Raw genomic sequence first — 25,674 nt, forward strand, 5'->3', positions numbered from 1 at the left:
AAAGTACGCATTTTTGATATAAAAAGAAAACCTCTCTAAACCCTTGATATACATAGGGTTAGGGAGGTTTTTGTCATTTCAAACTGTCAAAGATGGGATTATAGCATAAAACCAGCGAAAATCATTAAAAATAATGCCTGATAGAGGAATCTAACAGGCATTATCTATTAACCACGAAAGAAATTTGGTCTTGCTTTATAGAGGAGAATCAGTAAAATGCAAGCAATTGCTGTTGAAGGAAGTATATAGCTGATATTGTAGATAAAGGAATAAATCCAAACGGGTTTGTCAGCAGGAGCGTAGTCAGCATAGAAAATAATTCCAGACAAATAGGTAGCTAATAATCGAATGCTTCCTCCGAGTAGGCTAGCTAGGCTGATGAATAGACTGGCTTGAGACAATTTGCTTTGTTTATGTAGAAATGTAGCGGCAATTCCTGCAAAACCAATTCCTGCGTAAGATAGTACATAATCAAGAAAAACTTGAAAAAGGTTTAAAAAGTAACCGCCATAAAATAGTTGTATTGTTCCGACTATTAAGCCAGATAAGATGCCTACTAACCAACCGTGGCGGAGAGAAAGAAGTAGAATCGGAAGCATGACTAAGGATACTGATCCACCTTGTGGCATAGTAAAAAGTGGGAGTTTATCAAAGACAAGAGCAATGGCAGAAAAGATAGCTATCTCAGTGAGAACATGTAATTTGGATTTGGACATAAAAAGACTCCTTTGTAGATGGTCAACAAAGGAGTGTTTATAGCAGAGTATAGTATCATTCTATAAATCACACAATTCCTACGCTAGTGTTAACTAGATCAGGTTCGAGGATTTCGCAGTTGCGATCTCAGCCGAAGCACTCCTTTGTGTATATGTAATTAGTGAAATTGTACCATTTTATTCTGGTGTTGTAAATAGTTTCTGATAAACTTCATTAGGATCTTTTAATGTAGTGATGAGATTTAAATCTAAGTGGTGATCAAATCCATTTACAAAACCACGGGATGTATATTGGTGAAGGTCGTAGTCCAAGTCTGTATTTGGTGCAGCATTGTAGTAACCAGAATCATCGCCATAAGTGGGAATCCATACAGCATCAAATTTATCAACATTGATACTGTGATCTTCCATAAAATAGGTGCCGACATAAATACCAATGTTTTTAGCACCGAGAGACTCTAATTCTTGTCTGAAAGCCTCGACACCACCATTCATATCATCCATAGTATATTCCTCAACATCTAACCAATAAAAGGTTGGATTATATTTATGTGCAGCTTCGTAAAAACTACGAGCTTCTTCTTTCATACTATTGATACTATTCCCAGTAACGTAGGCGTAAACAGCAACAGGGATATTTCTAGCCTGAAATTCTTTAATGTGGGTATCAAATGCTTTATCTAACCCATTTTTATCAGTCGCTGTATTTTCGTTTTTAGTGTGTGAGCCACTTTGAATTCGAACGATTGCTCCCGAAATATTTTGACTAAGTGTATCATAATCAATCTCAGATGGACGCTGCCATGCTGAGACGTCGATAATAGGTTTCATCTCAAGAGCATTGGTAATATAGTAACTTGAACTAGGATTTGTTTTATTAGATGTTGTGCTTGTGCCTGATTGAGCAACCTTTGTTTCTTCACTTGTAGCCGATTTATTACCATACAAACCTGTAATGAAAATAATGGTAAAAAAGGATAGGAAAAAAACAATGACAACAATTGGATTTAATTTCTTTCTCATCACATCAATTTTACCGTAAATCATTGGAAAAATCAAAAAAATTAGTTTGAAGATTGATTGTATTTAAAGGATTTTCTTGACTTATAGACAGGAAAACGATAGGCTAATATTTAGAACAAAATGAGATAGGTGGAAGAGGTGTACTCAACAAAAAAACTAACCCGATTGGTCGTTTTATCAGCGGTAGCAATTGTTTTGAGAATAGTATTTGGAGCATTTCCCAACATAAAACCCATAACAGCTATTTTTTTAGTGAGTCTTTCCCATTTTACCTTATTTGAAGGATGGATTTTGATGGGGCTGACAATGATTGGTAGTGGTTTATTGTTTGGTTTCGGTGTCGTTGTTCTATGGCAGGTTCTCAGTTTTGGTCTCGTTCAGTTGATTTGGTGGATTTTGATTCGCCCTCAAATCTTAAAAGAGAGAATTCCGGTATGGCTGCAGAGCCTATTAGCTGGTTGCTTTGTTTTTGTTTATGGCATGTCCATTAGTCTGCTCACTGCAATTCAATTCGGAATTCATCCGATAATCTATTGGTTAAATGGAATAGTTTTTGATTGTCTACACATGATCTCTGCCGTATTATTTTATCCCATCATCTATCATATTTTTAGGAGATTTTATAAATGAAAAAAATTAGTATCTTACTCACTCTTTTCTTGACCTTTTTGTTGGGGGCTTGTGCAAATACATCGTCCCAGACATCCGGGTCTACAATTGATATCACATTACAAATTACAAATAATGATCAGGTGAATCGTCAAGAAGTTACGGCAAATCAAGGTGATAGTGTGATGGATGTTTTAAAAGCTCACCATGACATTGAAGAAGACAATGGTTTAATCACCAAAATTGATGGTATTAGTCAAGATACTAGTACCAATACCTATTGGATGTATCAGGTCAACGGAAAGTTAGCCGAAAAAGGTGCAAATGACCTAAAGGTGTCTGACGGAGATGAGATTGAGTTCTATCTTGAAACGTTTGAATAATTCATGATGGCTTCGGCCATTTTATTATTCAATAGTCTAGTTCCGAATGTTTACTGTTTATCTTATAGAAAGTGATAAGTATTTTTATACAAAGTATGCTATAATAATAAGCATACTCCAGAAAAGGTTGGAATATAAATGAAAATTGATAAGCGGCACTTGCTGAATTATTCCATACTCATTCCCTACTTTATTTTATCGATAATAGGGTTGGTTATGGTCTACTCAACAACTAGTGCCACACAGATTATTAATGGGGGAAATCCATTTAGAACAGTGATTAACCAAGCGGCCTTTTGGGTTGTTAGCTTGATTGCGATTTATACGATTTATCGTATGAAACTTAGTTTTTTACGGAAAAAAGCAGTTATCTATTCCGTTATCTTTATTGAAATTGTTCTACTTGCTATTTCTCGTTTGTTTACTCCCATAAATGGGGCGCATGGTTGGATACCAGTTCCTGGTATAGGTAGTCTCCAACCAGCTGAATATTTGAAGTTGATTATCATTTGGTATTTGGCACATGAATTTGCTAAGAAACAATCTGATATTCGGACATATGATTACCTGTCTTTGATTAAGGGAAGATGGATTCCAAGAGAGTTTACAGATTGGAGAGTTATTAGCCTTCTACTTCTTGGATTGGTTGCTACTCTGCCGGATTTGGGAAATGCTACAATTATCACCCTGATTATTGTTGTTATGATTAGTGTAAGTGGTATCGCTTATCGATGGTTCTCTACCGCTTTGATAGGAATTGTTGCTGCTTCCGGAGTTGTACTTGGGACTATTCGTATTCTTGGAGTAGAAACTGTTGAGAAAATTCCACTTTTTGGTTATATAGCTCGACGGTTTGCAGCTTTTTTCGATCCCTTTGGTAATGCGACCAGTTCAGGCTTGCAATTAACTCATTCATACTATGCGATGAGTAATGGTGGTTGGCTTGGGCTTGGTTTAGGAAACTCAATTGAGAAAAAAGGCTATCTGCCTGAGGCTCATACAGACTTTGCCTTTTCTATTGTCATAGAAGAACTTGGTTTTGTAGGAGCAAGTCTCATTTTGGCTATACTATTCTTTTTAATTGTCCGCATCATTGTTGTTGGTGTTCGTGCTCGCAGTCCATTCAATTCGATGATGGCGCTTGGTATGGCAGGAATGCTTTTAATTCAGACATTTATCAACATAGGAGGAATTTCTGGATTGATTCCCGCTACGGGTGTAACTTTCCCATTCTTGTCGCAGGGTGGTTCTAGTCTCTTGATTATTTCCATCGGAATTGGGTTTGTTTTAAATATTGATGCGACAGAAAAACGTCGTTTGATTGAAGAAGAAGTTGAAAGAACCTTAGTCTAATTTATGAAAAATATGAGGTGAAAAGATGTCTATCCAAAAGCTAGAAAATTATAACAATAAAGAAGCTATCCGTGAAGAAGTGACGATTTTGACGACTATCTTACAAGATGTGGCTCGTGAAATGATGTCTGAGGATACATTTGCAGCAATTTGCCAGCTAGAGGAATTATCTGTCAAAGATGATTACTCTAAGTTGATTCAGATTATTGGGCAATTGACAAATGATGAGTTGACAGATATTTCAAGGTATTTTGCTGTTCTACCTTTATTAATCAATATTTCAGAAGATGTCGATTTAGCTTTTGAAATCAATCACCAAAACAATCTTGGACAAGATTACTTAGGGAAAATTTCAACTACCATTGATATGGTATCTCAACATGAAGATGCTGCGGAGATTTTAGAAAAACTAAATGTTGTTCCTGTATTAACTGCCCATCCGACACAAGTTCAACGTCAGTCTATGTTGGATTTAACTAAACACATTCATGAACTCTTGCGTCGCTACCGTGATGTTAAGATGGGATTATTGAATCGTACAAAATGGGAAGATGAATTGCGTTGCTATGTTGAAATTATCATGCAGACAGAAATGACGCGTGAGAAAAAACTAAAGGTAACCAATGAAATTACCAATGTAATGGAGTATTACAATTCCTCATTCATCAAAGCAGTTACAAAACTACAACGAGAATATAAACGTCTGGCCGCTGAAAAAGGAATTCAGTTGATGAATCCTCGCCCCATTACAATGGGAATGTGGATTGGTGGTGACCGTGATGGAAATCCATTTGTTACGGCTGAAACCTTGAGACTATCAGCCTTAACACAGTGCGAAGTGATCATGAATTACTATGACCAGCAATTGGAAAAGTTGTATCGTAATTTTTCACTTTCTACAACCATCACTAAGGTTAGTCCTGCTGTGCAATATCTTGCTGATTTGTCTGAGGATGCTTCAGTCTATCGTGAAAATGAACCTTATCGTCGTGCCTTCCACTACATTCAGATGAAACTGGCAAATACAAAAGATTACTTAGTTTACAATAAGGCTTCAGATGTACGCTACGCAAATGTTGGTGAGTTTAAAGCAGATGTTCTAGCGATTAAACAATCATTAATTGACAACAAGTCTGCTGCATTAATCAAAGGTGATTTGGCTGAATTATTGGAGGCGATAGAGGCGTTTGGTTTCTATTTAGCTACAATTGATATGCGCCAAGATTCTTCTATCCATGAAGCTTGTGTTGCTGAATTACTTGCATCTGCACGTATCGTTGAAGATTATTCTAGTCTATCTGAAGAGGCAAAATGTCATGTCCTATTAAAACAACTAGAAACAGATCCACGTATTCTCTCGGCAACCTATGTTCCAAAATCCGAGCAATTAGAGAAGGAATTGGCTATTTTCTCTACAGCTAGGGAGTTAAAGGATAAGCTGGGTGAAGAAGTTATCAAACAACATATTATTTCACACTCAGAAAGCGTGTCTGATTTATTGGAATTAGCTGTCTTATTGAAAGAAGTTGGATTGGTTGATTCAGATAAGGCGCGTGTTCAGATTGTTCCACTTTTTGAAACAATTGAAGACTTAGATAATGCGTCAGATACCATGCGCCAGTACTTGCAATTGGACTTGGCAAAACGCTGGATTGCAGGCAATAAACACTATCAAGAAATTATGTTGGGTTATTCTGATTCAAATAAAGATGGTGGTTACCTTTCTTCTGGTTGGACCTTATACAAGGCTCAAAATGAACTGACGAAAATTGGTCAAGAAAATGGAATCAAGATTACGTTCTTCCATGGACGTGGTGGTACAGTTGGACGTGGTGGTGGTCCATCATATGATGCGATTACTTCTCAACCATTCGGTTCCATTAAAGACCGGATTCGTTTGACTGAACAAGGGGAAGTCATTGGTAATAAATACGGAAATAAGGATGCAGCTTACTATAACCTAGAAATGTTGGTGTCAGCAACCTTGGATCGTATGGTAACTCAAATGATTACTGATCCAAATGAGATTGGTAACTATCGTGAAACAATGGATGAAATTGTTTCTGAAAGTTACACAATCTATCGTGACCTTGTTTTCAATAATCCGCATTTTTATGATTATTTCTTTGCGGCCAGTCCGATTCGAGAAGTCTCTAGTTTAAATATTGGTTCTCGTCCAGCGGCGCGTAAGACAATTACTGAAATAGGTGGTCTCCGTGCGATTCCTTGGGTATTCTCATGGTCTCAAAACCGTGTAATGTTGCCAGGATGGTATGGTGTTGGTTCTAGTTTCAAACGCTTTGTGGATAAAGACCCAAATAATTTGGCAAAATTACAAAAAATGTATGAAACATGGCCTTTCTTCCGTTCGCTCTTATCGAATGTTGATATGGTACTGTCAAAATCTAATATGAATATCGCTTTTGAATATGCCAAAATGTGTGAAAGCGATGAAGTGCGAAGTATTTTCCACACCATTTTAGATGAATGGCAATTGACCAAGAATATGATTCTATCTATTGAACAAAATGAGGAACTATTGGCAGAGTTGCCTTTCCTTAAAGCCAGTCTTGACTATCGTATGCCATACTTCAATGTGTTGAATTATATTCAGATTGAATTGATTCACCGTCTCCGTCGTGGAGAGCTTAGTAAGGAGCAAGAGAGTCTCATCCATATTACGATTAACGGTGTCGCAACAGGACTTCGTAATTCAGGTTAATGTTAACGGATTGAAAAACAACTTCTTCGGAGGTTGTTTTTTACTGCTCTAAAAATGTATAATAAAATATGGAAGTGTGTAACCATTTCGGATGATATTCGTTATATAAGTGAAAGGAGGAGATGATCATCAAGCTAGATGAATATGAAAAAGAAGTTGTCGGCATTGCAGAGGAGATTTCCTTTTATCTGCAAAAATCAGGGGCAACACGTGCGGACAGCCAGGATATTGCCCAAGATGTGCTTGTAAAAATTCTAGAATCAGATATTGTCCTTCCTTTTGAAAAGATGCGAGCTTGGCTGTATCGTTCAGCAGTCCGTGCATATATTGACAAGTACAGACGTGACAAACGCTATCATGAAATCTTGCAAAAGGATTTCTTCCGACAGGATGCCTATGTCAAATTTGACGATCATTCTTATGAACCACTGTATCTAGCTGTGGAGGAATTGCCAGCAAAATTCCAGGTGGTGTTGGACCTCTATTATTTCCAAGAATTGTCAGTAAAGGAAATTGCAGAGATTTTAGGGATGAGCCAAAGTTTGGTCAAGGTCAATCTTTACAGAGGACGGAAACAGTTAGCTAAATTATTAAACGAAAAGGAGTATCATTATGAAGACTTTTGAAATTGCAACAAAGAAGAGTAAGAGGAAACAGTTCTTTAAGACGGTTGGCCTGTCTATTGTAGGACTATTGCTGATTGTTGGTGCAACGCTGAAAACCTTGCAGATATTAACTGCAAATAATGCAGAACGAATCTACAATTACCATGAGTTGATCTCGAAAGTTGCCTATCCAAATATTGAGTATAACACTTACTATTATCGGGCTACGGGACTCTTTACAGGGATAGTTCACGCAGATCGCTCGAAGGACCTTGCTGGAATTCCAGTTGCTTTTGGAAGCTACGACCATCCCTACGATTGGATGGGGACATACTGGGACTTCGCCCAAGATGGTATTTCTTATAAGGGAGATACAGCCTACGACCGCCAAACATGGACCAAAATTCCTTCCTTATTTAATGTCAAAGGACATAAACAGTCACAATCTCCTACTAATGAAGTCAGCCTACTAAAAGAAATGCCAAATCAATTGGTAGAAGTGGCGATTACTTTTGATAAGCCTTATTCTTACGCAGAGTTGAAAAATATGTTGCCGACAGGTCTCAAGAAAAATTGGCTATGGATTGGGACGCAGTCAAAACGGGATACAACAGACTTTCGATTGGATCAATTGTTTGGGATGCAACCAGATGGGTTGAAGGCTTTTACTCCAGAACAAGATTCCGAATTACCAGAGGAAGAACGCAATTACAATGCCCTCACACCGATGAAAGAGCTTTCCAAAGAATTTCAAGATTCTTGGGGGGACTACGATTTATCAACAGACATCAAAACCTTTCTTGACAAATTCGGTGATACAGACTTCACCAAGCAGGAAGAGATTGATAAATTAGAGTTCGCGGGTGTTATTTTGACTGGTCGGGCAGAGGATTTTGCACAACTAGAAGGCAAGGACTGGATATTTGCATTTAGCATCGGGGCAAGCTTGCCGATGCAACCCTATTATCATTTGGATATTGAATAAAGCTGGTAACTGCCAGCTTTTTCGATATTCAGCGATTTTTACGCAGAGAGAAAACGTTTGCATAGACATTGGAAGAATGTTAAAATGGGTAGGCTAGGAGGTAGCAATCATGATAGAATTGACAGCTCTTTTTCATCGTCCTGATTCAGAGTATGCATATTTATATAAGAAAAATGTGGTTCATCTTCGTTTTAGAACCAAAAGGAATAATGTACAGTCAATACGTGTACACCACGGAGACCCCTTTATTTTTTACCAACAAGGCTATCAGTACCAAACAGAAATGGAAATTGTAGCTAGTGATCATCTATTTGATTATTGGCAGGTGGAAGTCGGAGCTGACTTTGCCAGATTGCAGTACTTGTTTGAATTGATGGGGTATGATGGCCAACAGATTCTATTTGGAGATGTTGGTCCACTGGATGCTACAAGTAATAACATTAGTCAATTTATGAACGGTTTCAAGTTGCCTTACTTGCATGAAGCTGATCGATGCCAAGTACCAAGTTGGGTTTCGGAAACAATTTGGTATCAGATTTTTCCTGAACGGTTCGCTAGAGGAAAGAAAAAGACTGATAAACAGGAGTATAGAGATTGGAATCCAGACTTGGCTCCAACAACAAGTGATTTTTTTGGTGGTGATTTAGCAGGAATTACTGAACATTTAGACTATCTACAAGACTTGGGCATCACAGGTTTGTATCTTTGTCCTATATTTAAAGCGCCGAGCAATCATAAGTACGATACGAGTGACTACTATCAAATTGATCCTCAATTTGGTACTACAGACGACTTGAAGGAGCTGATTAAGGAAGCTCATAAGCGTGGCATTAAGGTCATGTTAGATGCTGTATTTAATCATATTGGTTATCAATCTAAGCAGTGGCAGGATGTTCTAAAAAATGGAGAGCAATCAGTTTATCGAGATTGGTTTCACATTGAACGGTTTCCGTTGGTTGAAGTTCATGATGGTAAAGAAAATCTGCATTATGAGACCTTTGCTTTTCAAGGGAAAATGCCCAAACTAAATACATCAAACCCCGAAGTGAGGAATTATCTTTTGGGTGTTGCCCGGTATTGGATTGAGGAATGTGACATCGATGCCTGGCGCTTGGATGTAGCTAATGAGATTGATCATCAATTTTGGAAAGAATTCCGTAAGACAGTTCTGTCTGTCAAACCCGATTTGTTCATCCTAGGAGAAATTTGGCATAGTGCTCAATCATGGCTGGTTGGAGACGAGCACCATTCCGTAATGAATTATCCGCTTGCCAACGCAATAAAAACATTCTTCCTCAAGGGAGAACAAACATGTGATGAATTCATCGCTTCCTTAAATAGTCAGCGGTTCACCTATCGTCAACAGTCAAGAGAAGTATTATTTAATCTTTTGGATTCACATGATACAGAACGCATTTTGACGACAGCTAATGGAAATACGGATGCAGTAAAATCAGCCTTGGTTGCTCTGTTCTTTCAAGTAGGAAGCCCTTGCATCTATTATGGAACTGAAGTTGGAATGATTGGTGGAGAAGATCCAGATTGTCGTAGGGTTATGCCTTGGAATGAAGAAGAACAGGACAAAGAGTTACAAGCATTTGTGAAAGAATTGATTCACCTACGGAAGTCTTATCAACATCTTATTTTGACGGGAACATTCTCACTTCAGTCTACGGAAGAACAGTTACTTCTCATGACATATAAGGTTGGCAATCAGTCACTCACGCTCTATTTCAATCAAGGGGAAAAGTCAGTGCCCCTGTCAGGAGCTCAGCAAGTCATTTTAGCCAATGGTATAGAGGGAACTGGACTAAAAAAAGTGTTACAAGCGGGGGGAGTAGCCCTTGTAGAAGGGGTATAAATTAAAAAACGATAGAAAATGCTTGCAATTCTGCTACAATTTGATAGAATAGTAAGGTAAAGTTAGACCGTATTGCCTACTGTCTATCTATAAAATATATTTTATTGGAGGCTTTTACCAAAATGGCAAAAGAAAAATACGATCGTAGTAAACCCCACGTTAACATTGGTACAATTGGACACGTTGACCACGGTAAAACTACTTTGACTGCAGCTATCACAACTGTATTGGCACGTCGCTTGCCTTCATCAGTTAACCAACCTAAAGACTATGCGTCTATCGATGCTGCTCCAGAAGAACGTGAACGCGGTATCACTATCAACACTGCACACGTTGAGTACGAAACTGAAAAACGTCACTATGCTCACATCGACGCTCCAGGACACGCGGACTACGTTAAAAACATGATCACTGGTGCTGCCCAAATGGACGGTGCGATCCTTGTAGTAGCTTCAACTGACGGTCCAATGCCACAAACTCGTGAGCACATCCTTCTTTCACGTCAGGTTGGTGTTAAACACCTTATCGTCTTCATGAACAAAGTTGACTTGGTAGACGATGAAGAATTGCTTGAATTGGTTGAAATGGAAATCCGTGACCTTCTTTCAGAATACGATTTCCCAGGTGATGATCTTCCAGTTATCCAAGGTTCAGCTCTTAAAGCCCTTGAAGGTGACACTAAGTACGAAGACATCGTTATGGAATTGATGAACACTGTTGATGAGTACATTCCAGAACCAGAACGCGACACTGACAAACCATTGTTGCTTCCAGTCGAAGACGTATTCTCAATCACTGGTCGTGGTACTGTAGCATCAGGACGTATCGACCGTGGTACAGTTCGTGTTAACGACGAAATCGAAATCGTTGGTCTTCAAGAAGAAAAATCTAAAGCAGTTGTTACTGGTGTTGAAATGTTCCGTAAACAACTTGACGAAGGTCTTGCCGGCGATAACGTTGGTGTGCTTCTTCGTGGTGTACAACGTGATGAAATCGAACGTGGTCAAGTTATCTCTAAACCAGGTTCAATCAACCCACACACTAAATTTAAAGGTGAAGTTTACATCCTTACTAAAGAAGAAGGTGGACGTCACACTCCATTCTTCGACAACTACCGTCCACAGTTCTACTTCCGTACAACTGACGTAACTGGTTCAATCAAATTGCCAGAAGGTACTGAAATGGTAATGCCTGGTGATAACGTTACTATCGACGTTGAATTGATCCACCCAATCGCCGTTGAACAAGGTACTACTTTCTCTATCCGTGAAGGTGGACGTACTGTTGGTTCAGGTATGGTTACAGAAATCGAAGCTTAATTCGATTGAGTTCCCAGATATAACAATTATTTGTCAGACAACAAAAATTGTAACTCTCTACCAGGTGGTAGAGAGTTTTTCTGTAAGTATTCATAAAATACACAGAAATTCTTTAATCTTCGCTGAGTTTATGCTATAATGGACCTTGTAAAATAAAAAAGAAGAGGTATGTGAAATGTCACGTAAACCAATCATTGCCGGTAACTGGAAAATGAATAAAAACCCTCAAGAAGCACAAGCTTTCGTTGAGGCGATTGCAGGAAAATTGCCTGCAGGCGATAAAATTGAAGCAGCTATCGCAGCTCCTGCTGTGGATTTGAACGCTCTCTTGTGGTTCGCTAAAGATTCTGAATTGAAAGTTGCTGCTCAAAACTGCTACTTTGAAGATGCAGGTGCCTTCACTGGTGAAACTTCTCCAAAAGTATTGGCTGAAATGGGCGTTAACTATGTTGTTATCGGTCACTCTGAACGTCGTGATTACTTCCATGAAACAGACGAAGATATTAACAAGAAAGCCCATGCAATTTTCCGTAATGGATTGACTCCAATCATCTGTTGTGGTGAATCTCTTGAAACTTACGAAGCTGGTAAAGCAGTTGAATTCGTAGGAGCTCAAGTTTCTGCAGCTTTGAAAGGTTTGTCAGCTGAGCAAGTCGCTTCATTGGTAATTGCTTACGAACCAATCTGGGCAATCGGTACTGGTAAATCAGCTACTCAAGATGATGCGCAAACAATGTGTAAAGCAGTTCGCGATGTTGTTGCAGCTGACTTTGGTCAAGAAGTTGCTGACAAAGTACGTGTTCAATACGGCGGTTCAGTAAAACCTGAAAATGTTGCTGAGTACATGGCTTGTCCAGATGTTGACGGTGCCCTTGTAGGTGGTGCATCACTCGAAGCAGAAAGCTTCTTGGCTTTGTTGAACTTCTAATATATGAAAAAGGACTTTAGATTTCAAAATCTAAGTCCTTTTAAAATTCTAATTTATGAGATAAAGAGATGAGAGTCAAGACTATTTTAGAACCCATTCTTTTAATGCATATGCGACACCGTCTTCATCGTTTGACTTGGTGATATACTTGGCGATTTTCTTCAGTTCAGGATTTCCATTTTCCATGACTACTGGATTTCCAACAACCTCCAACATTGGGCGATCATTTTCTTGATCACCAATAGCCATCGTTTGATCCATTGTTAGACCAAGTTTTTCTGCTAAATGTATGATTGCTTGGCCTTTATTGACCGTTTTTGGTGTGATTTCTAAGTAAAATGGTGCTGATTTAGCGACATTGTACTTCTCTGTTAAACTAGTTGGAAGTAGTGGGATAGCTGCATCAAGTATTTCAGGTTCGTCTACCATCATTGTCTTGATAATCTCTTTACCAACCATTTCTTCAGGAGTGCGGTAGAAAATAGGAGCACTTACAAGTGTTGATTCGTAGATAGTGTATTTTCCGATATTGCGGTTGGCCGTATAGATTCCCTCTTTCGTACTTGCATGCATGGGAAGGTTAAATTTACGAGCAACCAATTCAATATCTAAATAGTCATCATAGCTCAGTGTATCTTTTACAATATCTTCACCAGTCGCGGCATCCTGTACCAGTCCCCCATTAAAGGTAATGACATAGTCACCAGCGTCTGTTAAGTTGAGCTCTTCCAAGATGGCACGGACTCCAGAAATAGGGCGGCCTGTAGCAATAACAATTTTTACACCCGCTTTTTTGGCCTCTTGAATGGCTGCATGCACTTCGGTCGTAATTTGGTGTTGGCTATTTAAAAGGGTACCATCAATATCGATAGCAACAAGTTTAATACTCATGAAGAAAGGTCTCCTATGTTAAAATGATCATTATGTATATAGCTAAGGAAAGTAGCATTTTGTTCGGCAAATATACCTGTGTCCACTAACATTTCTTTCGGGAAATAAAATCGGCTGTCGCCATGGATAGTTCCAGATAGGGAGTGGACAATTGGTGATAGAGTAGAAAGCTCTACCAAACTTTCGTCTTTACGATAGATTTCAATTTGTGTTCGTTTCTTTTCGGCATTTGGTCTGTAAATATCATAAGGCAAATCAAAATTATGGTGGATTGCGGTATAGTATTCTGGATCAAAACCTACTTCAGCGACAATACTTCGTAGAATATCCAACTGATTTTCTTGATTGCTCTTAAATGTAATAGATTTAAATACCTTTCGATTGATATAACGTTGTGCTAAATCAGATAAAATCCGGTCAGGGCCATCTATCCAAGATTGAAAATAGGTGTTCATCACACCATCATCAAGTGCGAGATAGTCTGTTAGACGAATATGATGTTCAAAGAATGGCAAGAGGCGAGGGGAAGTGCGCGCAAAGAAGTCTTGCTCACTAGTATACAGAAGTTTTGCCCGATTGAGTAAGTTTTGTAACAAAACCTCCATTGAGCGGCTAGCTGGATGGAAATAGACTTGCATATACATTTGATATCGACTGAGTACGTAATCCTCAACCGCATGCATACCAGATTCTTTAAAGGCAATGCCATTTTCAGTAGGACGTATAACACGCAATATTCTAGTCAGGTCAAATTCACCGTAGCTGGCACCTGTAAAATAGGAATCTCGTAGCAGATAATCCATGCGGTCAACGTCAATTTGGCTAGAAATCAATTGAACGACCTGTTTATTTGGGTAAGTATGGTTAATCACACTGGCTACTTTTTCTGGAAAATCAGGGGATACTTGCTTCAGTAATGCATTGATTTCAGTCTCAGGGCTAGTTATGATAGCGCACGTCATTTCCTCATGGTCGGTATCAAATAGGCGCTCAAAGGTATGAGAATAAGCACCATGACCGACGTCATGTAATAGAGCCGCGACCATGGTCAAAAGTGATTCATTTGAATCCCAAGTATCTGCGTATTTATCTTCAAATTTTTGAGTGATTCTTCTGGCAATTTCATAGGCACCGAGACAATGCGAAAAGCGACTATGCTCACCACCATGGAAGGTATAGGAAGTTGTTCCTAACTGCTTGATGCGTCGTAGTCGTTGAAATTCTTTTGTATTAATCAGATGGTAAATAAGTTCTTGCTCTACGTGAACATAGTTGTGAACGGGGTCACGAAATACTTTTTCAATCATACTTTCATTATAGCAAAAAAAGCTAATATTTTCCTTATTTTTCTAAAACACAAGGATATTGTTATGTACCAAGTCTTCTTTTTTCAGTATAATGGAGAAATGAATCATCTATTTATATTAAGGGCCATACAAATACTTATTATCGGTTTGATAATTTGGATGCTCTATACCATTTTATCTTATGCAAAAAAACATAAGATTTCTCTGACTGAAAAATTTTGGACAGGTTTTGGCATTGGGTATGTCACAGATCTGCTAGACACCTTGGGGATTGGTACATTTGCGACGACCACAACCATGTTTAAGCTAACAAAGTTGGTGGAGGATGACCGAAGAATTCCAGCCACGATGACAACAGCTCATATCATCCCAGTCTTAGTAGAAGCCTTACTTTTTATAACAATTGTCGAGGTTGACATTGTGACGCTTATCGCAATGGCAGTGGCAGCTTTTACTGGGGCGTTTGTTGGGGCAAAGGTTACTCAGAATTGGAATACTCAGAAGGTGCAACGGATTTTGGGGATTTTACTTTTGATTGCGGCAGGTTTTATGGTCTATCGTATGGTAACCAATCCTGGTGCGGACCTTACAAACGAAGTGAGGGGCTTAACTGGGTGGAAATTAGCACTTGGAATGCTCTTTGACTTCGTGGTAGGGATGTTGATGAGTATGGGACTTGGGAACTATGCACCGGAATTAATCTTCTTCTCATTGATGGGAATCAGTCCTGCTGTTGCACTTCCAGTCATGATGCTTAATGCTGCTATGATTATGACAGCCGGTGCCAAGCAGTTTATCCAATCTGGTCGAGTCAACTGGCCTGGTGTACCTGGGATTATCGTCGGTGGGGTATTAGGTGTTCTGACAGCAGCCTTTTTCTTGTCAAATTTAGATATAAACCATTTGAAAATTTTGGTAGTTTTCATTGCTTCCTATACTGGATTTACATTATTGCGCTCGTCCTTTGTTCCAAGAATAAATAAAGAGTAGGAGGAACACATGCATATTCGATTACAAAATAAAATTGATTTAGATGGACAAGTTGAAATCATTGATCAGCGATTTCAAGTAGAGGTTAAGGAAAAAGATGGGCATCTTTATCTAGTTTTCGTAAATGACGAGGCAGAAAAAGTTGTTATCAAATGTGATGACGAGGAACTTGTCATGACACGGTTTTCAACTCCCAAGTCTATCATGCGATTTATTTCTAACAAAGAGGCTATTGTGACCATTCCCACACCGATGGGGATTCAGCATTTTGTAACCAATACTAAAAATTATCAGCTGAATCGCTCGGAACAATACTTACATCTGCAATATGATTTAATGGGATTGGAAAATCAACAGCGGTTTGCTTCCTATGATATGGCGATTTCATGGAAATAAGTCGGGACAAATTGTCATATGATTCTATTTTTTCAAGAAAATATTTCTTGAATTCCTGAGGATTTTTGGTATAATAGAAATCAAATCGAGGGAGTAGCTAGCGGATTCATCCGTGATATTGTCGTCAATCCGACTTGTTTCCGGCAATATATTAAATAGCGAGACTTGTTTTAATAAGACAGGTCTCTTTTTTATTTGTTAGTAAAAAAGGGACCGAAAAGGAGAAGGAAATTGTCAAAAGAACAAAAACGCGATTTGTTTTATACACAGAGCGAAGAGCAAGTATTGTCAAGCATGGGGTCTTCTTTAGACGGTTTGTCTAGCGATGAGGCAAGCAAACGTCTAACAGACTATGGTCGTAACGAATTGGAAGAGGGTGAAAAGCGTACCCTTCTAGCTAAATTCTTAGATCAGTTCAAAGACTTGATGATTATTATTTTGATTGCTGCAGCGATCTTGACGGTGATTACAGAAGGTTCTCACGGTTTGACGGATGCCATCATCATCTTGGCCGTAGTTATTTTGAACGCTGCTTTTGGTGTTTATCAAGAAGGTCAAGCAGAGGCGGCTATTGAAGCGTTGAAAAACATGTCAAGTCCAGTGGCGCGTGCCCTTCGTGACAACCATGTAGTCGAAGTGGATTCTAAAGACTTAGTACCAGGGGACATCGTTTTGCTTGAAGCAGGTGATGTTGTCCCAGCTGATATGCGTTTGTTGGAAGCTAACTCCCTCAAAATTGAAGAGGCAGCTCTTACAGGTGAATCTGTACCGGTTGATAAAGATTTATCAGCAGTTTTAGCAGAAGATGCACCGATCGGTGACCGTGTTAATATGGCCTACCAAAACTCAAACGTTACCTATGGTCGTGGTTTGGGTGTTGTAACCAATACTGGTATGTATACTGAAGTTGGTCACATCGCCGGAATGCTGGCTAACGCTGATGAAACAGACACACCATTGAAACAAAATCTGAACCAATTGTCCAAGGTATTGACCTATGCCGTTCTCGCAATTGCTGCCATTACAATGGCTGTTTCAGTTTTTGTTCGTGGTGAAGGAATCTTGCCAGCCCTTATGACATCTGTTGCCCTTGCGGTTGCAGCCATTCCTGAAGGTTTGCCTGCCATTGTAACAGTTGTCCTTTCACTTGGTACTCAAGTATTGGCTAAACGAAACTCTATCATTCGTAAATTACCAGCAGTTGAGACTCTTGGTTCAACTGAAATCATTGCATCAGATAAGACTGGTACATTGACTATGAACCAAATGACTGTTGAGAAAGTCTATACAAACGGTCAATTGATTGATGCTAAAGAAGCTTTGGATGCAAGCAATACAACGCTTCGTGTTATGAACTTTGCCAACGATACAAAAGTTGACCCAACAGGCAAATTGATTGGTGATCCAACTGAAACAGCACTTGTTCAATTTGGTTTGGACCAAAACTTTGACGTTCGTGAGGTCTTGGTATCTGAACCTCGTGTGGCTGAATTGCCATTTGACTCAACACGTAAATTGATGTCAACCGTTCACCAACAAGCTGCTGGAAACTACTTCGTAGCTGTTAAAGGTGCTCCAGACCAGTTGTTGAAACGTGTAACGCAAATCGAAGAAAATGGAACAATCCGTCCGATTACAGATGCAGATAAAAAGGTTATTCTTGCTACTAACAAGGAATTGGCCAAACAAGCACTTCGTGTCTTGATGATGGCTTACAAGTATGTAGATGCTGTGCCTACTATGGAATCAGACATTGTTGAAAATGATCTTATCTTCTCAGGCTTGGTTGGTATGATTGACCCTGAGCGTCCTGAAGCAGCTGAAGCAGTTCGTGTTGCTAAGGAAGCTGGCATCCGTCCAATCATGATTACTGGTGACCACCAAGATACTGCTGAAGCAATTGCGAAACGTCTTGGTATTATTGATCCAAATGACACTGAAGACCATGTATTCACAGGTGCTGAGCTCAATGAGTTGACTGATGAAGAATTCCAAAAAGTTTTCAAACAATATTCAGTTTATGCTCGTGTTTCCCCAGAACACAAGGTTCGTATTGTTAAGGCTTGGCAAAATGATGGTAAGGTTGTTGCCATGACTGGTGACGGTGTTAACGATGCGCCATCTCTTAAGACTGCTGATATCGGTATTGGGATGGGTATCACAGGTACGGAAGTTTCTAAAGGTGCATCTGATATGGTCCTTGCAGATGACAACTTTGCTACTATCATCGTAGCGGTTGAAGAAGGACGTAAGGTCTTCTCAAATATTCAAAAGACAATTCAGTACCTTTTGTCAGCAAATACTGCAGAAGTATTGTGTATTTTCCTTGCAACTCTCTTTGGTTGGGATGTACTTGATCCAGTTCACCTGTTATGGATTAACTTGGTAACGGATACTCTTCCTGCTATTGCCCTTGGTGTTGAACCAGCTGAACCTGGTGTGATGCAACATAAGCCTCGCGGACGGAACTCAAGTTTCTTCTCAGGCGGTGTTATGAGTTCAATTATTTACCAAGGTATTCTTCAAACTGCGTTAGTTTTAGGTGTATATGGTTTTGCGCTTCTTTTCCCTGAACATAGCACTTATGAAGAAATACATGCAGATGCGTTGACAATGTCTTACTTGACTCTTGGTTTGATTCAATTGGTGCATGCATTTAACGTGAAATCGGTGTATCAATCAATCTTCACAGTTGGTCCATTTAAAAACAGACTCTTTAACTGGTCTATTGTGGCAGCCTTCTTGCTACTGATGGCAACGATTGTCATTCCAGGATTTAATACATTCTTCCATGTGACACACCTAAGTATGACACAATGGCTAGTAGCAATCATTGGTTCAGGCCTTATGATTGTTATTGTAGAGATTGTTAAATTTGTTCAACGTAAGATGGGATTGGATGAAAAAGCTATCTAATATAGTTATTCAGTTTATCTTTTATTACTTCGTTAACTCGCCTTGCCGTACTTCAGTACAGCCTGCGACTCGTTGCCTTGTACTAAAAGCAAACTGAAGACTATATCATTTGAAAAAGCTCAGATTTTGTGGTCTGAGCTTTTTTCTGTACTGATAACGTATTTTGGGAAGATTTCTTGTCCCAAAAATGTAAAGATTAGAGATGTAACAAGTAGGATTATCTTTATCATCGTAGAAAATTGGAAAAAGATGACAATTGGCAGGATAGCCAGACTCATATAGTGGAGAGTGAAGTATCTGCTGTTTTCCATAGTCATTTGAATTAGCTTTGATACATCGTCACTTTCGCCTTGCCGTACTTCAGTACAGCCTGCGTCTCAGTTCCTTGTCTGAAAGCTAATTCATTCGACTATATTATTTGGATCCTATCGCCGTCTTTAACTTGAATGCTTGATTTTTTATCCCCTCGAACGCATAGTGTAACAGATGATTGTGTAATTGGTAAGCTTAGAATTTTACCTTGAGTAACTGACCCAGCAATTTTTCCATCTACCAGAAGTGGAAGTTTTTGGGAGGATAGTTGTTTGTTGGATTTTGGATAATGAATGATAACTCTCATAAGAACCTCCTCGTAATCTAGTTTCATTATAGCAAAACAGAAAAAAACAAGCAAACGTATTCTGGACTGGTTGTCCTTTTCATGCTTGCTTGAGAAGAAAGAAACTGCTATAATTTTTTTGAGGTGAGAAAGTATATGAATGTTCTTCAGCAGTATGTTTTTAGTAAAAGTAGTTATTTACCTTCAGATAAGTTACTGATTCTTCAACAGGAGTTGGAAGATTTGGACGAAGGAGCCTTAAATGCTCTTATGATGGTTGAAATGCGTCAGCCTCTAGTTGCTCTTATTTTAGCTATTTTTTTCGGTGAATTTGGAGTGGATCGGTTTTATGCTGGAAATAAGGAACTGGGTTTTGCAAAATTAATCGCATTTATCTTTTCGTTTGTAACCCTATTTATTTTGATAGGTTTCTTATTTTTTATTGGTGTGTACTTGTGGAAATTTATTGATTGCTTCTTGATAATGCGAGCTTGTAAGGAAGCAAACTTTGAGCGTTTGATGTTGCAAATCCATCAATATAAGACTTTTCAGTACAACAATAAGACTTTTTCATAATTGAATTGAAAGGAGAGTTTTAAGAAGCTTTCCTTTTTGCTTATGTATGCAGCTGTAAAGGTATTGTAACAAGTCTTGTGCTTTGTCATAGAAGTGACATTTTTTAAGCTTACTTTTATGGTATAATGATAAAATATGTCAGTGAGGAGGTCCGCTATGAAAGATAAAAAGATAAGTCTAATTTTATTTATTACCTACCTCCTTTTGCTTACGTGGGTGATTGTTTACAAAATGGACCTATCCGTTTTGTATGGTCGTTATGAAAGTGGAAGTATGAACCTCATCCCATTAGCAGGCACTGCCGTTTATAATGGTGTATTAAATTATCCAGAAATACTATTCAATGTAATCAGTTTCATTCCATTTGGTATGTATATGGAGATGCTCTTTAGAAAGGCGTCTTGGGTTACAAATCTAGGTATTATCTTATTGGTTAGTCTTGTGTTTGAAGTGTGGCAGTATGTTTTTTTATTGGGAATTGCTGACATTACTGATTTATTAGCTAATGGATTTGGTGGCGCTATAGGGATTAATATTATGTATGTATTGACAAGCATTTGGAGAGAAAAAGCGTATACACGTGTAAACATCCTTTGTTTGGCAGGAACATTTTTTGTTATATTAATAACTTATTTAGCAATGTAAGTCTTGCCAAATAGATCCTTCTTTTGCTAAAATGAAGATAATGAATATAAAAGAAGAGATTATTAAATTATCCCAGGAAATCGGAATCTCGAAGATTGGTTTTACGACTGCAGATGATTTTGCTTATTTGGAGAAATCACTTCGTGCTAGTCAGGAAGAGGGGCGTTCGTCGGGATTTGAACATAAGAACATTGAAGAAAGGATACGTCCTAAACTTTCTTTGGAGTCTGCAAAGACGATTATTTCTATAGCCGTTGCTTATCCACGCCATCTGCCTACCAAGCCCCAGAAAACTCAATACAAACGTGGAAAGATTACCCCTAGTTCATGGGGACTTGATTACCACTATATCTTGCAAGATAAGATGGAGCGTTTGGCACGGGGAATTGAGAAACTGACGGATGGCTTGGAATATAAGGCCATGGTGGATACGGGAGCTTTAGTGGATACAGCCGTCGCTCGTCGGGCCGGTATTGGCTTTATCGGGAAGAATGGGCTAGTCATTTCTAAAGAATTTGGTTCCTATATGTTTCTAGGAGAATTAGTGACCAACTTGGACATCGAACCAGATCAACCAGTAGATTACGATTGTGGTGATTGCAATCGCTGTGTTGCAGCCTGTCCGACGTCTTGTCTATTAGGTGACACGACCATGAATGCCCGTCGCTGTCTGTCCTTTCAGACCCAAGATAAGGGCATGATGGACTTGGAGTTTCGTAAGAAAATCAAGACGGTCATCTATGGTTGTGATATTTGCCAGATTTGTTGTCCTTACAACAAGGGAATTTCAAGTCCACCTGTTGTAGAAATCGACCCTGATTTGGCTGAGCCTGAGCTGATTCCCTTCTTGGATTTGTCAAATGGGCAATTTAAGGAAAAATTTGGCATGATTGCTGGTTCTTGGCGAGGGAAAAATATTCTCCAGCGCAATGCCATCATAGCCTTGGCCAATAGTAATGATCGCTCTGCCATTCCCAAACTCCTAGAAATTATTGATAAGAAGCAAAATCCAATCCACATGGCGACGGCTATCTGGGCCTTGGGGCAATTGGTCAAACAGCCCAATGATGAGATGGTAGACTTTATCGCAGGTATTTCATCAGACAATGATGATGTCATAGCAGAGCAAACGGCCTTTCTCAACATGGTCAAGGACTTGCAAATGTGATATAATAAAAATTATGAATCAAAATGAGGTGTATATGGATACAGCAGAAATTCGCCAAAAGATTGAAGAACTTGGCAAAAAATTAACTTCTTTTAGGGGGTCTCTTTGACTTAGAAGGTCTGGAAGAAGAGATTGCCATTCTTGAGAACAAGATGACGGAGCCAGATTTCTGGAATGATAATTTGGCTGCACAAAAGACGTCTCAGGAGTTGAATGAATTAAAAAATACCTATGGAAATTTCCATCAGATGTTGGATTTATATGATGAATCCGAAATTTTGCTAGATTTTCTAGCAGAAGATGAGTCTGTTCGGGATGAACTGGTTGAGAAGTTGGCAGAATTGGACAAAGCCATGACTGCCTACGAGATGACCTTGCTCTTGTCGGAACCTTATGACCACAATAATGCTATCTTGGAAATCCACCCAGGTTCTGGAGGTACCGAGGCACAAGACTGGGGAGAAATGCTCCTGCGAATGTATCAGCGTTATGGAAATGCCAAAGGGTTTACCGTAGAAACATTGGATTATCAAGCTGGTGATGAAGCAGGTATTAAGTCTGTGACTCTAAGCTTTACTGGTCCAAACGCCTATGGTTTGCTGAAGTCAGAAATGGGTGTTCATCGTTTGGTGCGCATCTCACCTTTTGACTCAGCTAAGCGTCGGCACACTTCCTTTACATCTGTGGAGGTAATGCCTGAATTGGACGATACCATTGAAATTGAAATCAGAGATGATGAAGTGAAAATGGATACCTTCCGGTCAGGAGGTGCTGGTGGTCAGAACGTCAATAAGGTTTCAACAGGTGTTCGATTAACTCACATTCCAACAGGTATTGTCACACAGTCAACTGTGGACCGTACCCAATATGGGAACCGAGACCGCGCAATGAAACTTTTACAAGCTAAATTGTATCAATTGGAGCAGGAGAAGAAGGCTGCAGAAGTGGATTCCCTCAAGGGTGATAAGAAAGAGATTACTTGGGGAAGTCAGATTCGTTCATATGTCTTTACCCCCTATACAATGGTGAAAGATCACCGTACTGGTTACGAAGTGGCTCAAGTTGATAAGGTGATGGACGGAGATTTGGACGGTTTTATAGATGCATATTTAAAGTGGCGAATTAGCTAAGAAGCTGTATTTACAAGTGAAGTGTTTGTATATAAGAGATTGTTTTTCGCTCATCAAGGAAGTTTTTGAGAGAATACGGACTGTATTTTGAAAAAAACTAACGATGAGTAGCTGAAAACTAGACTTAGATAGAAGTGCTGAACAGTGAATACTGGTTCTCAAATCTAAAGAAAGGACTGTCTGAGACAGAAAATCCTATGAGAATTATTGAAATGAAAGACGTTACCAAGAAATATGGTAATGGAACAACGGCCTTACGTAATGTATCGGTCAATGTTGAGGCTGGCGAATTTGCCTATATTGTAGGTCCCTCTGGTGCAGGGAAATCGACTTTTATTAAGCTGCTGTACCGTGAAGAAAAACTTGATAAAGGCAGTTTGATTGTTGGGAAGTTTGACTTGGCCAAGATTAAAAAAAGGGATGTCCCTTTATTACGTCGTAGTGTAGGGGTTGTTTTCCAGGATTATAAATTGCTCCCTAAAAAGACAGTTTTTGAAAATATTGCTTATGCAATGGAAGTAATCGGGGAAAAACCTCGTAATATCAAAAAACGTGTGATGGAAGTATTGGATTTGGTTGGCTTGAAACATAAGATTCGTTCATTCCCAAATGAGCTTTCAGGTGGTGAGCAACAACGGATTGCAATTGCACGCGCAATTGTCAACAATCCTAAGGTACTGATTGCAGATGAGCCGACAGGTAACTTGGACCCCGAGAATTCATGGGAAATCATGAACCTTTTGGAGCGTATTAATCTACAAGGGACAACAGTCCTTATGGCGACACACAATAGTCAGATTGTAAATACCCTCCGCCATCGTGTTATCGCCATTGAAGATGGCCGATTGGTACGTGATGAAGAAAAAGGAGAGTATGGATACGATGATTAGACGATTTTTTAGGCACTTTATTGAGTCACTAAAAAGCTTGAAACGAAATGGTTGGATGACAATTGCCGCAATTTCTTCCGTCGCGATTACATTGACAATGGTTGGATTATTTGCATCGGTAATTTTAAATACAGCAAAGCTTGCTTCTGACTTAGAGAATAATGTACGGATAAATGTTTATTTGCGAGCGAATTCTACTGATCAAGCTGAAACAATCGTGAACGATGAGGGACAAACAGTTGCAAATCCGGATTATAAGGCAGTTTATAATCAGATTACAGCTCTTCCTAATGTCGAAACGGTCACTTATTCCAGTAAGGATGATCAGTTGAAGAAATTGACTGAGACATTAGGTGAGACGTGGAACTTGTTCCAAGGTGATGCTAACCCGCTTTACGATGCCTACATCATTGATACAACAGAACCTCAGTATGTAAAATCAGTTGCTGCCGAAATAGCGAAGATTGATGGTGTTACTGAGGTACGTGATGGAGAAGTAGAGACTGAGCGAATTTTTAAATTAGCAGGCTTGGTTCGTACATGGGGATTAGCTGCAACTGCCTTGCTATTGTTTACAGCAATATTCTTAATTTCTAACACAATTCGTATTACAATTATTTCTCGTAGTAGAGAGATTCAAATTATGCGATTAGTTGGGGCGAAAAATGGTTATATCCGTGGTCCATTCTTATGGGAAGGGGCATGGGTTGGTTTATTAGGCGCTATCATTCCATCAGCCTTGGTATACTTCTTGTATAATATGGTATATACTTCGGTCAATAGTAGTTTGGCCAGCCAAGATTTATCCTTAATTGGTTTAGATATTTTTATTCCAGCTATCATCGCTGCACTATTTATCATAGGAATTCTTATTGGTTCACTTGGATCAATGATTTCAATGAACCGTTATTTGAAGATATAAATTTAGAAAAAATCCCGAGAAGTTGCATCTCAGGATTTTTTTATCGCTTAAAGAATGGGTTGAAATTTTTTTCATGGGCTATGGTCGTATTTTGCCCATGACCAGGGTAGACAGTATAGTGATTTGGTAGAGTAAATAAGTTGTTTTTGATTCCATAAATCAAGTCTTCAAAATTACTTGTAGGAAGGTCTGTCCGACCAATGGTTTCACGAAATAGGGCATCACCTGTAATCACGCATTCCTCTTCAGGGAAGATGAAGGATACACCACCAATCGAATGGCCAGGTGTGGGAACAACTATAAAATGAAAACCATCAAATTTGTATTCTTTTTCAAACTGAAAGATTTGTTCTGCGGGTTTGCAAATGACATTTTCCATATCGTCATGACGAGGTAGTCCGGATAGGTTCATTTCTGGTGTGTAAAGCCAGCTAGCTTCACTTTCTGCAACATAGACAGGTGGAAAGTGGTAGGTTTCACGTAGAATGTCCAAACTCATAATATGATCATAATGAGTATGGGTCAAGAGTATTGCAGTAATTGGTTTTCCAATTTGTTCGATCTTATCATGAATCTTGTTCCAATCACTACCAGGATCTACTACAATCAGATGGGTATCACTTTCTAGATAATAGGTATTTTGGACGGCCACTGGATTGATTGTTTTATGGATTTTCATGTTCGCTCCCCTAATTTTCATTCATAATAGTCTATACAAAATCAAAGACGGTATTAGTGTAA

The 25,674-nt window shown here is 39.0% G+C and carries 24 protein-coding genes and 1 riboswitch; of the genes, 18 read left to right on the forward strand and 6 right to left on the reverse strand.

Going from position 1 to position 25,674, the window contains the following annotated elements:
• Positions 1 to 167: 167 nt before the first annotated feature.
• Both thiT and K6V43_RS06975 read right to left on the reverse strand, forming a co-directional pair.
• A complete protein-coding gene (gene thiT / locus K6V43_RS06970; protein ID WP_222382419.1) occupies positions 168 to 716 on the reverse strand; it encodes an energy-coupled thiamine transporter ThiT in 549 nt (182 codons plus the stop codon).
• Between the two features lie 58 nt (positions 717 to 774).
• Positions 775 to 870, reverse strand: a riboswitch (TPP riboswitch).
• 23 nt (positions 871 to 893) lie between these two features.
• A complete protein-coding gene (locus K6V43_RS06975) occupies positions 894 to 1,739 on the reverse strand; it encodes a glycoside hydrolase family 25 protein (protein ID WP_222382420.1) in 846 nt (281 codons plus the stop codon).
• Positions 1,740 to 1,877: 138 nt separating this feature from the next.
• Here K6V43_RS06975 and K6V43_RS06980 point away from each other — a divergent pair, with 138 nt between their 5' ends.
• The 9 genes from K6V43_RS06980 (at position 1,878) to tpiA (ending at position 12,504) form a co-directional block, all read left to right on the forward strand.
• Entirely contained in the window at positions 1,878 to 2,369 is a 492-nt protein-coding gene (locus tag K6V43_RS06980) for a hypothetical protein (RefSeq protein ID WP_337250533.1), read from the forward strand.
• A complete protein-coding gene (locus K6V43_RS06985; RefSeq protein ID WP_024391219.1) occupies positions 2,366 to 2,731 on the forward strand; it encodes a DUF4430 domain-containing protein in 366 nt (121 codons plus the stop codon). Before K6V43_RS06980 ends, K6V43_RS06985 begins: the two co-directional genes overlap by 4 nt.
• 138 nt (positions 2,732 to 2,869) lie before the next feature.
• Positions 2,870 to 4,084 (forward strand): cell division peptidoglycan polymerase FtsW, encoded by a 1,215-nt coding sequence (gene ftsW, locus K6V43_RS06990; RefSeq protein ID WP_172025573.1) that lies wholly within the window; start codon positions 2,870 to 2,872, stop codon positions 4,082 to 4,084.
• A 25-nt stretch (positions 4,085 to 4,109) separates the two neighbouring features.
• Entirely contained in the window at positions 4,110 to 6,806 is a 2,697-nt protein-coding gene (gene ppc, locus K6V43_RS06995) for a phosphoenolpyruvate carboxylase (protein ID WP_024396769.1), read from the forward strand.
• 122 nt (positions 6,807 to 6,928) lie between these two features.
• A complete protein-coding gene (locus K6V43_RS07000) occupies positions 6,929 to 7,432 on the forward strand; it encodes an RNA polymerase sigma factor (RefSeq protein WP_172055393.1) in 504 nt (167 codons plus the stop codon).
• Positions 7,419 to 8,396, forward strand: coding sequence for an anti sigma factor C-terminal domain-containing protein (locus tag K6V43_RS07005; RefSeq protein WP_172089417.1), 978 nt, complete (start codon positions 7,419 to 7,421; stop codon positions 8,394 to 8,396). The genes K6V43_RS07000 and K6V43_RS07005 overlap by 14 nt, the downstream gene beginning before the upstream one ends.
• Positions 8,397 to 8,508: 112 nt before the next feature.
• Entirely contained in the window at positions 8,509 to 10,257 is a 1,749-nt protein-coding gene (locus K6V43_RS07010) for a glycoside hydrolase family 13 protein (RefSeq protein WP_222382438.1), read from the forward strand.
• A 122-nt stretch (positions 10,258 to 10,379) separates the two neighbouring features.
• Entirely contained in the window at positions 10,380 to 11,576 is a 1,197-nt protein-coding gene (gene tuf, locus K6V43_RS07015) for an elongation factor Tu (protein WP_004298711.1), read from the forward strand.
• A 175-nt stretch (positions 11,577 to 11,751) separates the two neighbouring features.
• Positions 11,752 to 12,504 (forward strand): triose-phosphate isomerase, encoded by a 753-nt coding sequence (gene tpiA / locus K6V43_RS07020; RefSeq protein ID WP_024404456.1) that lies wholly within the window; start codon positions 11,752 to 11,754, stop codon positions 12,502 to 12,504.
• 81 nt (positions 12,505 to 12,585) lie between these two features.
• Here tpiA and yidA read toward each other — a convergent pair whose 3' ends face one another.
• Both yidA and K6V43_RS07030 read right to left on the reverse strand, forming a co-directional pair.
• A complete protein-coding gene (gene yidA / locus K6V43_RS07025; protein ID WP_222382421.1) occupies positions 12,586 to 13,395 on the reverse strand; it encodes a sugar-phosphatase in 810 nt (269 codons plus the stop codon).
• Entirely contained in the window at positions 13,392 to 14,702 is a 1,311-nt protein-coding gene (locus K6V43_RS07030) for an HD domain-containing protein (protein ID WP_222382422.1), read from the reverse strand. Before K6V43_RS07030 ends, yidA begins: the two co-directional genes overlap by 4 nt.
• Positions 14,703 to 14,801: 99 nt before the next feature.
• Between K6V43_RS07030 and K6V43_RS07035 the strand changes: the two genes are divergently transcribed.
• The 3 genes from K6V43_RS07035 (at position 14,802) to K6V43_RS07045 (ending at position 19,004) form a co-directional block, all read left to right on the forward strand.
• Positions 14,802 to 15,692 (forward strand): sulfite exporter TauE/SafE family protein, encoded by an 891-nt coding sequence (locus tag K6V43_RS07035; RefSeq protein WP_222382423.1) that lies wholly within the window; start codon positions 14,802 to 14,804, stop codon positions 15,690 to 15,692.
• Between the two features lie 9 nt (positions 15,693 to 15,701).
• Positions 15,702 to 16,088 (forward strand): YwiB family protein, encoded by a 387-nt coding sequence (locus tag K6V43_RS07040; protein WP_222382424.1) that lies wholly within the window; start codon positions 15,702 to 15,704, stop codon positions 16,086 to 16,088.
• Between the two features lie 231 nt (positions 16,089 to 16,319).
• Positions 16,320 to 19,004, forward strand: a complete 2,685-nt coding sequence (locus K6V43_RS07045) for a cation-translocating P-type ATPase (protein WP_222382425.1) — start codon at positions 16,320 to 16,322, stop codon at positions 19,002 to 19,004.
• A 409-nt stretch (positions 19,005 to 19,413) separates the two neighbouring features.
• Here K6V43_RS07045 and K6V43_RS07050 read toward each other — a convergent pair whose 3' ends face one another.
• Complete coding sequence (locus K6V43_RS07050) at positions 19,414 to 19,623, reverse strand: hypothetical protein (RefSeq protein ID WP_222382426.1); 210 nt, start codon at positions 19,621 to 19,623, stop codon at positions 19,414 to 19,416.
• A 135-nt stretch (positions 19,624 to 19,758) separates the two neighbouring features.
• Between K6V43_RS07050 and K6V43_RS07055 the strand changes: the two genes are divergently transcribed.
• The 6 genes from K6V43_RS07055 to ftsX all read left to right on the forward strand — a co-directional run bounded on the left by K6V43_RS07055 (position 19,759) and on the right by ftsX (position 24,933).
• Positions 19,759 to 20,178 (forward strand): TM2 domain-containing protein, encoded by a 420-nt coding sequence (locus tag K6V43_RS07055; protein ID WP_024404462.1) that lies wholly within the window; start codon positions 19,759 to 19,761, stop codon positions 20,176 to 20,178.
• Positions 20,179 to 20,334: 156 nt separating this feature from the next.
• Positions 20,335 to 20,823: a VanZ family protein gene (locus K6V43_RS07060; RefSeq protein ID WP_172071004.1), complete on the forward strand. Its 489-nt coding sequence runs from the start codon at positions 20,335 to 20,337 to the stop codon at positions 20,821 to 20,823.
• A gap of 40 nt (positions 20,824 to 20,863) precedes the next feature.
• Complete coding sequence (gene queG, locus K6V43_RS07065) at positions 20,864 to 21,991, forward strand: tRNA epoxyqueuosine(34) reductase QueG (protein WP_222382427.1); 1,128 nt, start codon at positions 20,864 to 20,866, stop codon at positions 21,989 to 21,991.
• Between the two features lie 34 nt (positions 21,992 to 22,025).
• Positions 22,026 to 23,121, forward strand: a protein-coding gene (prfB, locus tag K6V43_RS07070; RefSeq protein WP_105135597.1) for a peptide chain release factor 2 whose coding sequence is annotated in 2 segments (ribosomal slippage) — positions 22,026 to 22,097 and positions 22,099 to 23,121 — 1,095 coding nt in all. Because the reading frame shifts where the segments join, the coding sequence is not laid out codon by codon here.
• A 197-nt stretch (positions 23,122 to 23,318) separates the two neighbouring features.
• Positions 23,319 to 24,011 (forward strand): cell division ATP-binding protein FtsE, encoded by a 693-nt coding sequence (ftsE, locus tag K6V43_RS07075; RefSeq protein WP_024404466.1) that lies wholly within the window; start codon positions 23,319 to 23,321, stop codon positions 24,009 to 24,011.
• On the forward strand, positions 24,004 to 24,933 hold the full coding sequence (gene ftsX / locus K6V43_RS07080) for a permease-like cell division protein FtsX (protein ID WP_024404467.1): 930 nt from the start codon (positions 24,004 to 24,006) through the stop codon (positions 24,931 to 24,933). Before ftsE ends, ftsX begins: the two co-directional genes overlap by 8 nt.
• Positions 24,934 to 24,973: 40 nt before the next feature.
• Here ftsX and K6V43_RS07085 read toward each other — a convergent pair whose 3' ends face one another.
• A complete protein-coding gene (locus tag K6V43_RS07085) occupies positions 24,974 to 25,612 on the reverse strand; it encodes an MBL fold metallo-hydrolase (protein ID WP_222382428.1) in 639 nt (212 codons plus the stop codon).
• Positions 25,613 to 25,674: the final 62 nt, after the last annotated feature.

The sequence above is a fragment of the Streptococcus suis genome, from assembly GCF_019794615.1.
Taxonomy (GTDB): domain Bacteria; phylum Bacillota; class Bacilli; order Lactobacillales; family Streptococcaceae; genus Streptococcus; species Streptococcus suis_AI.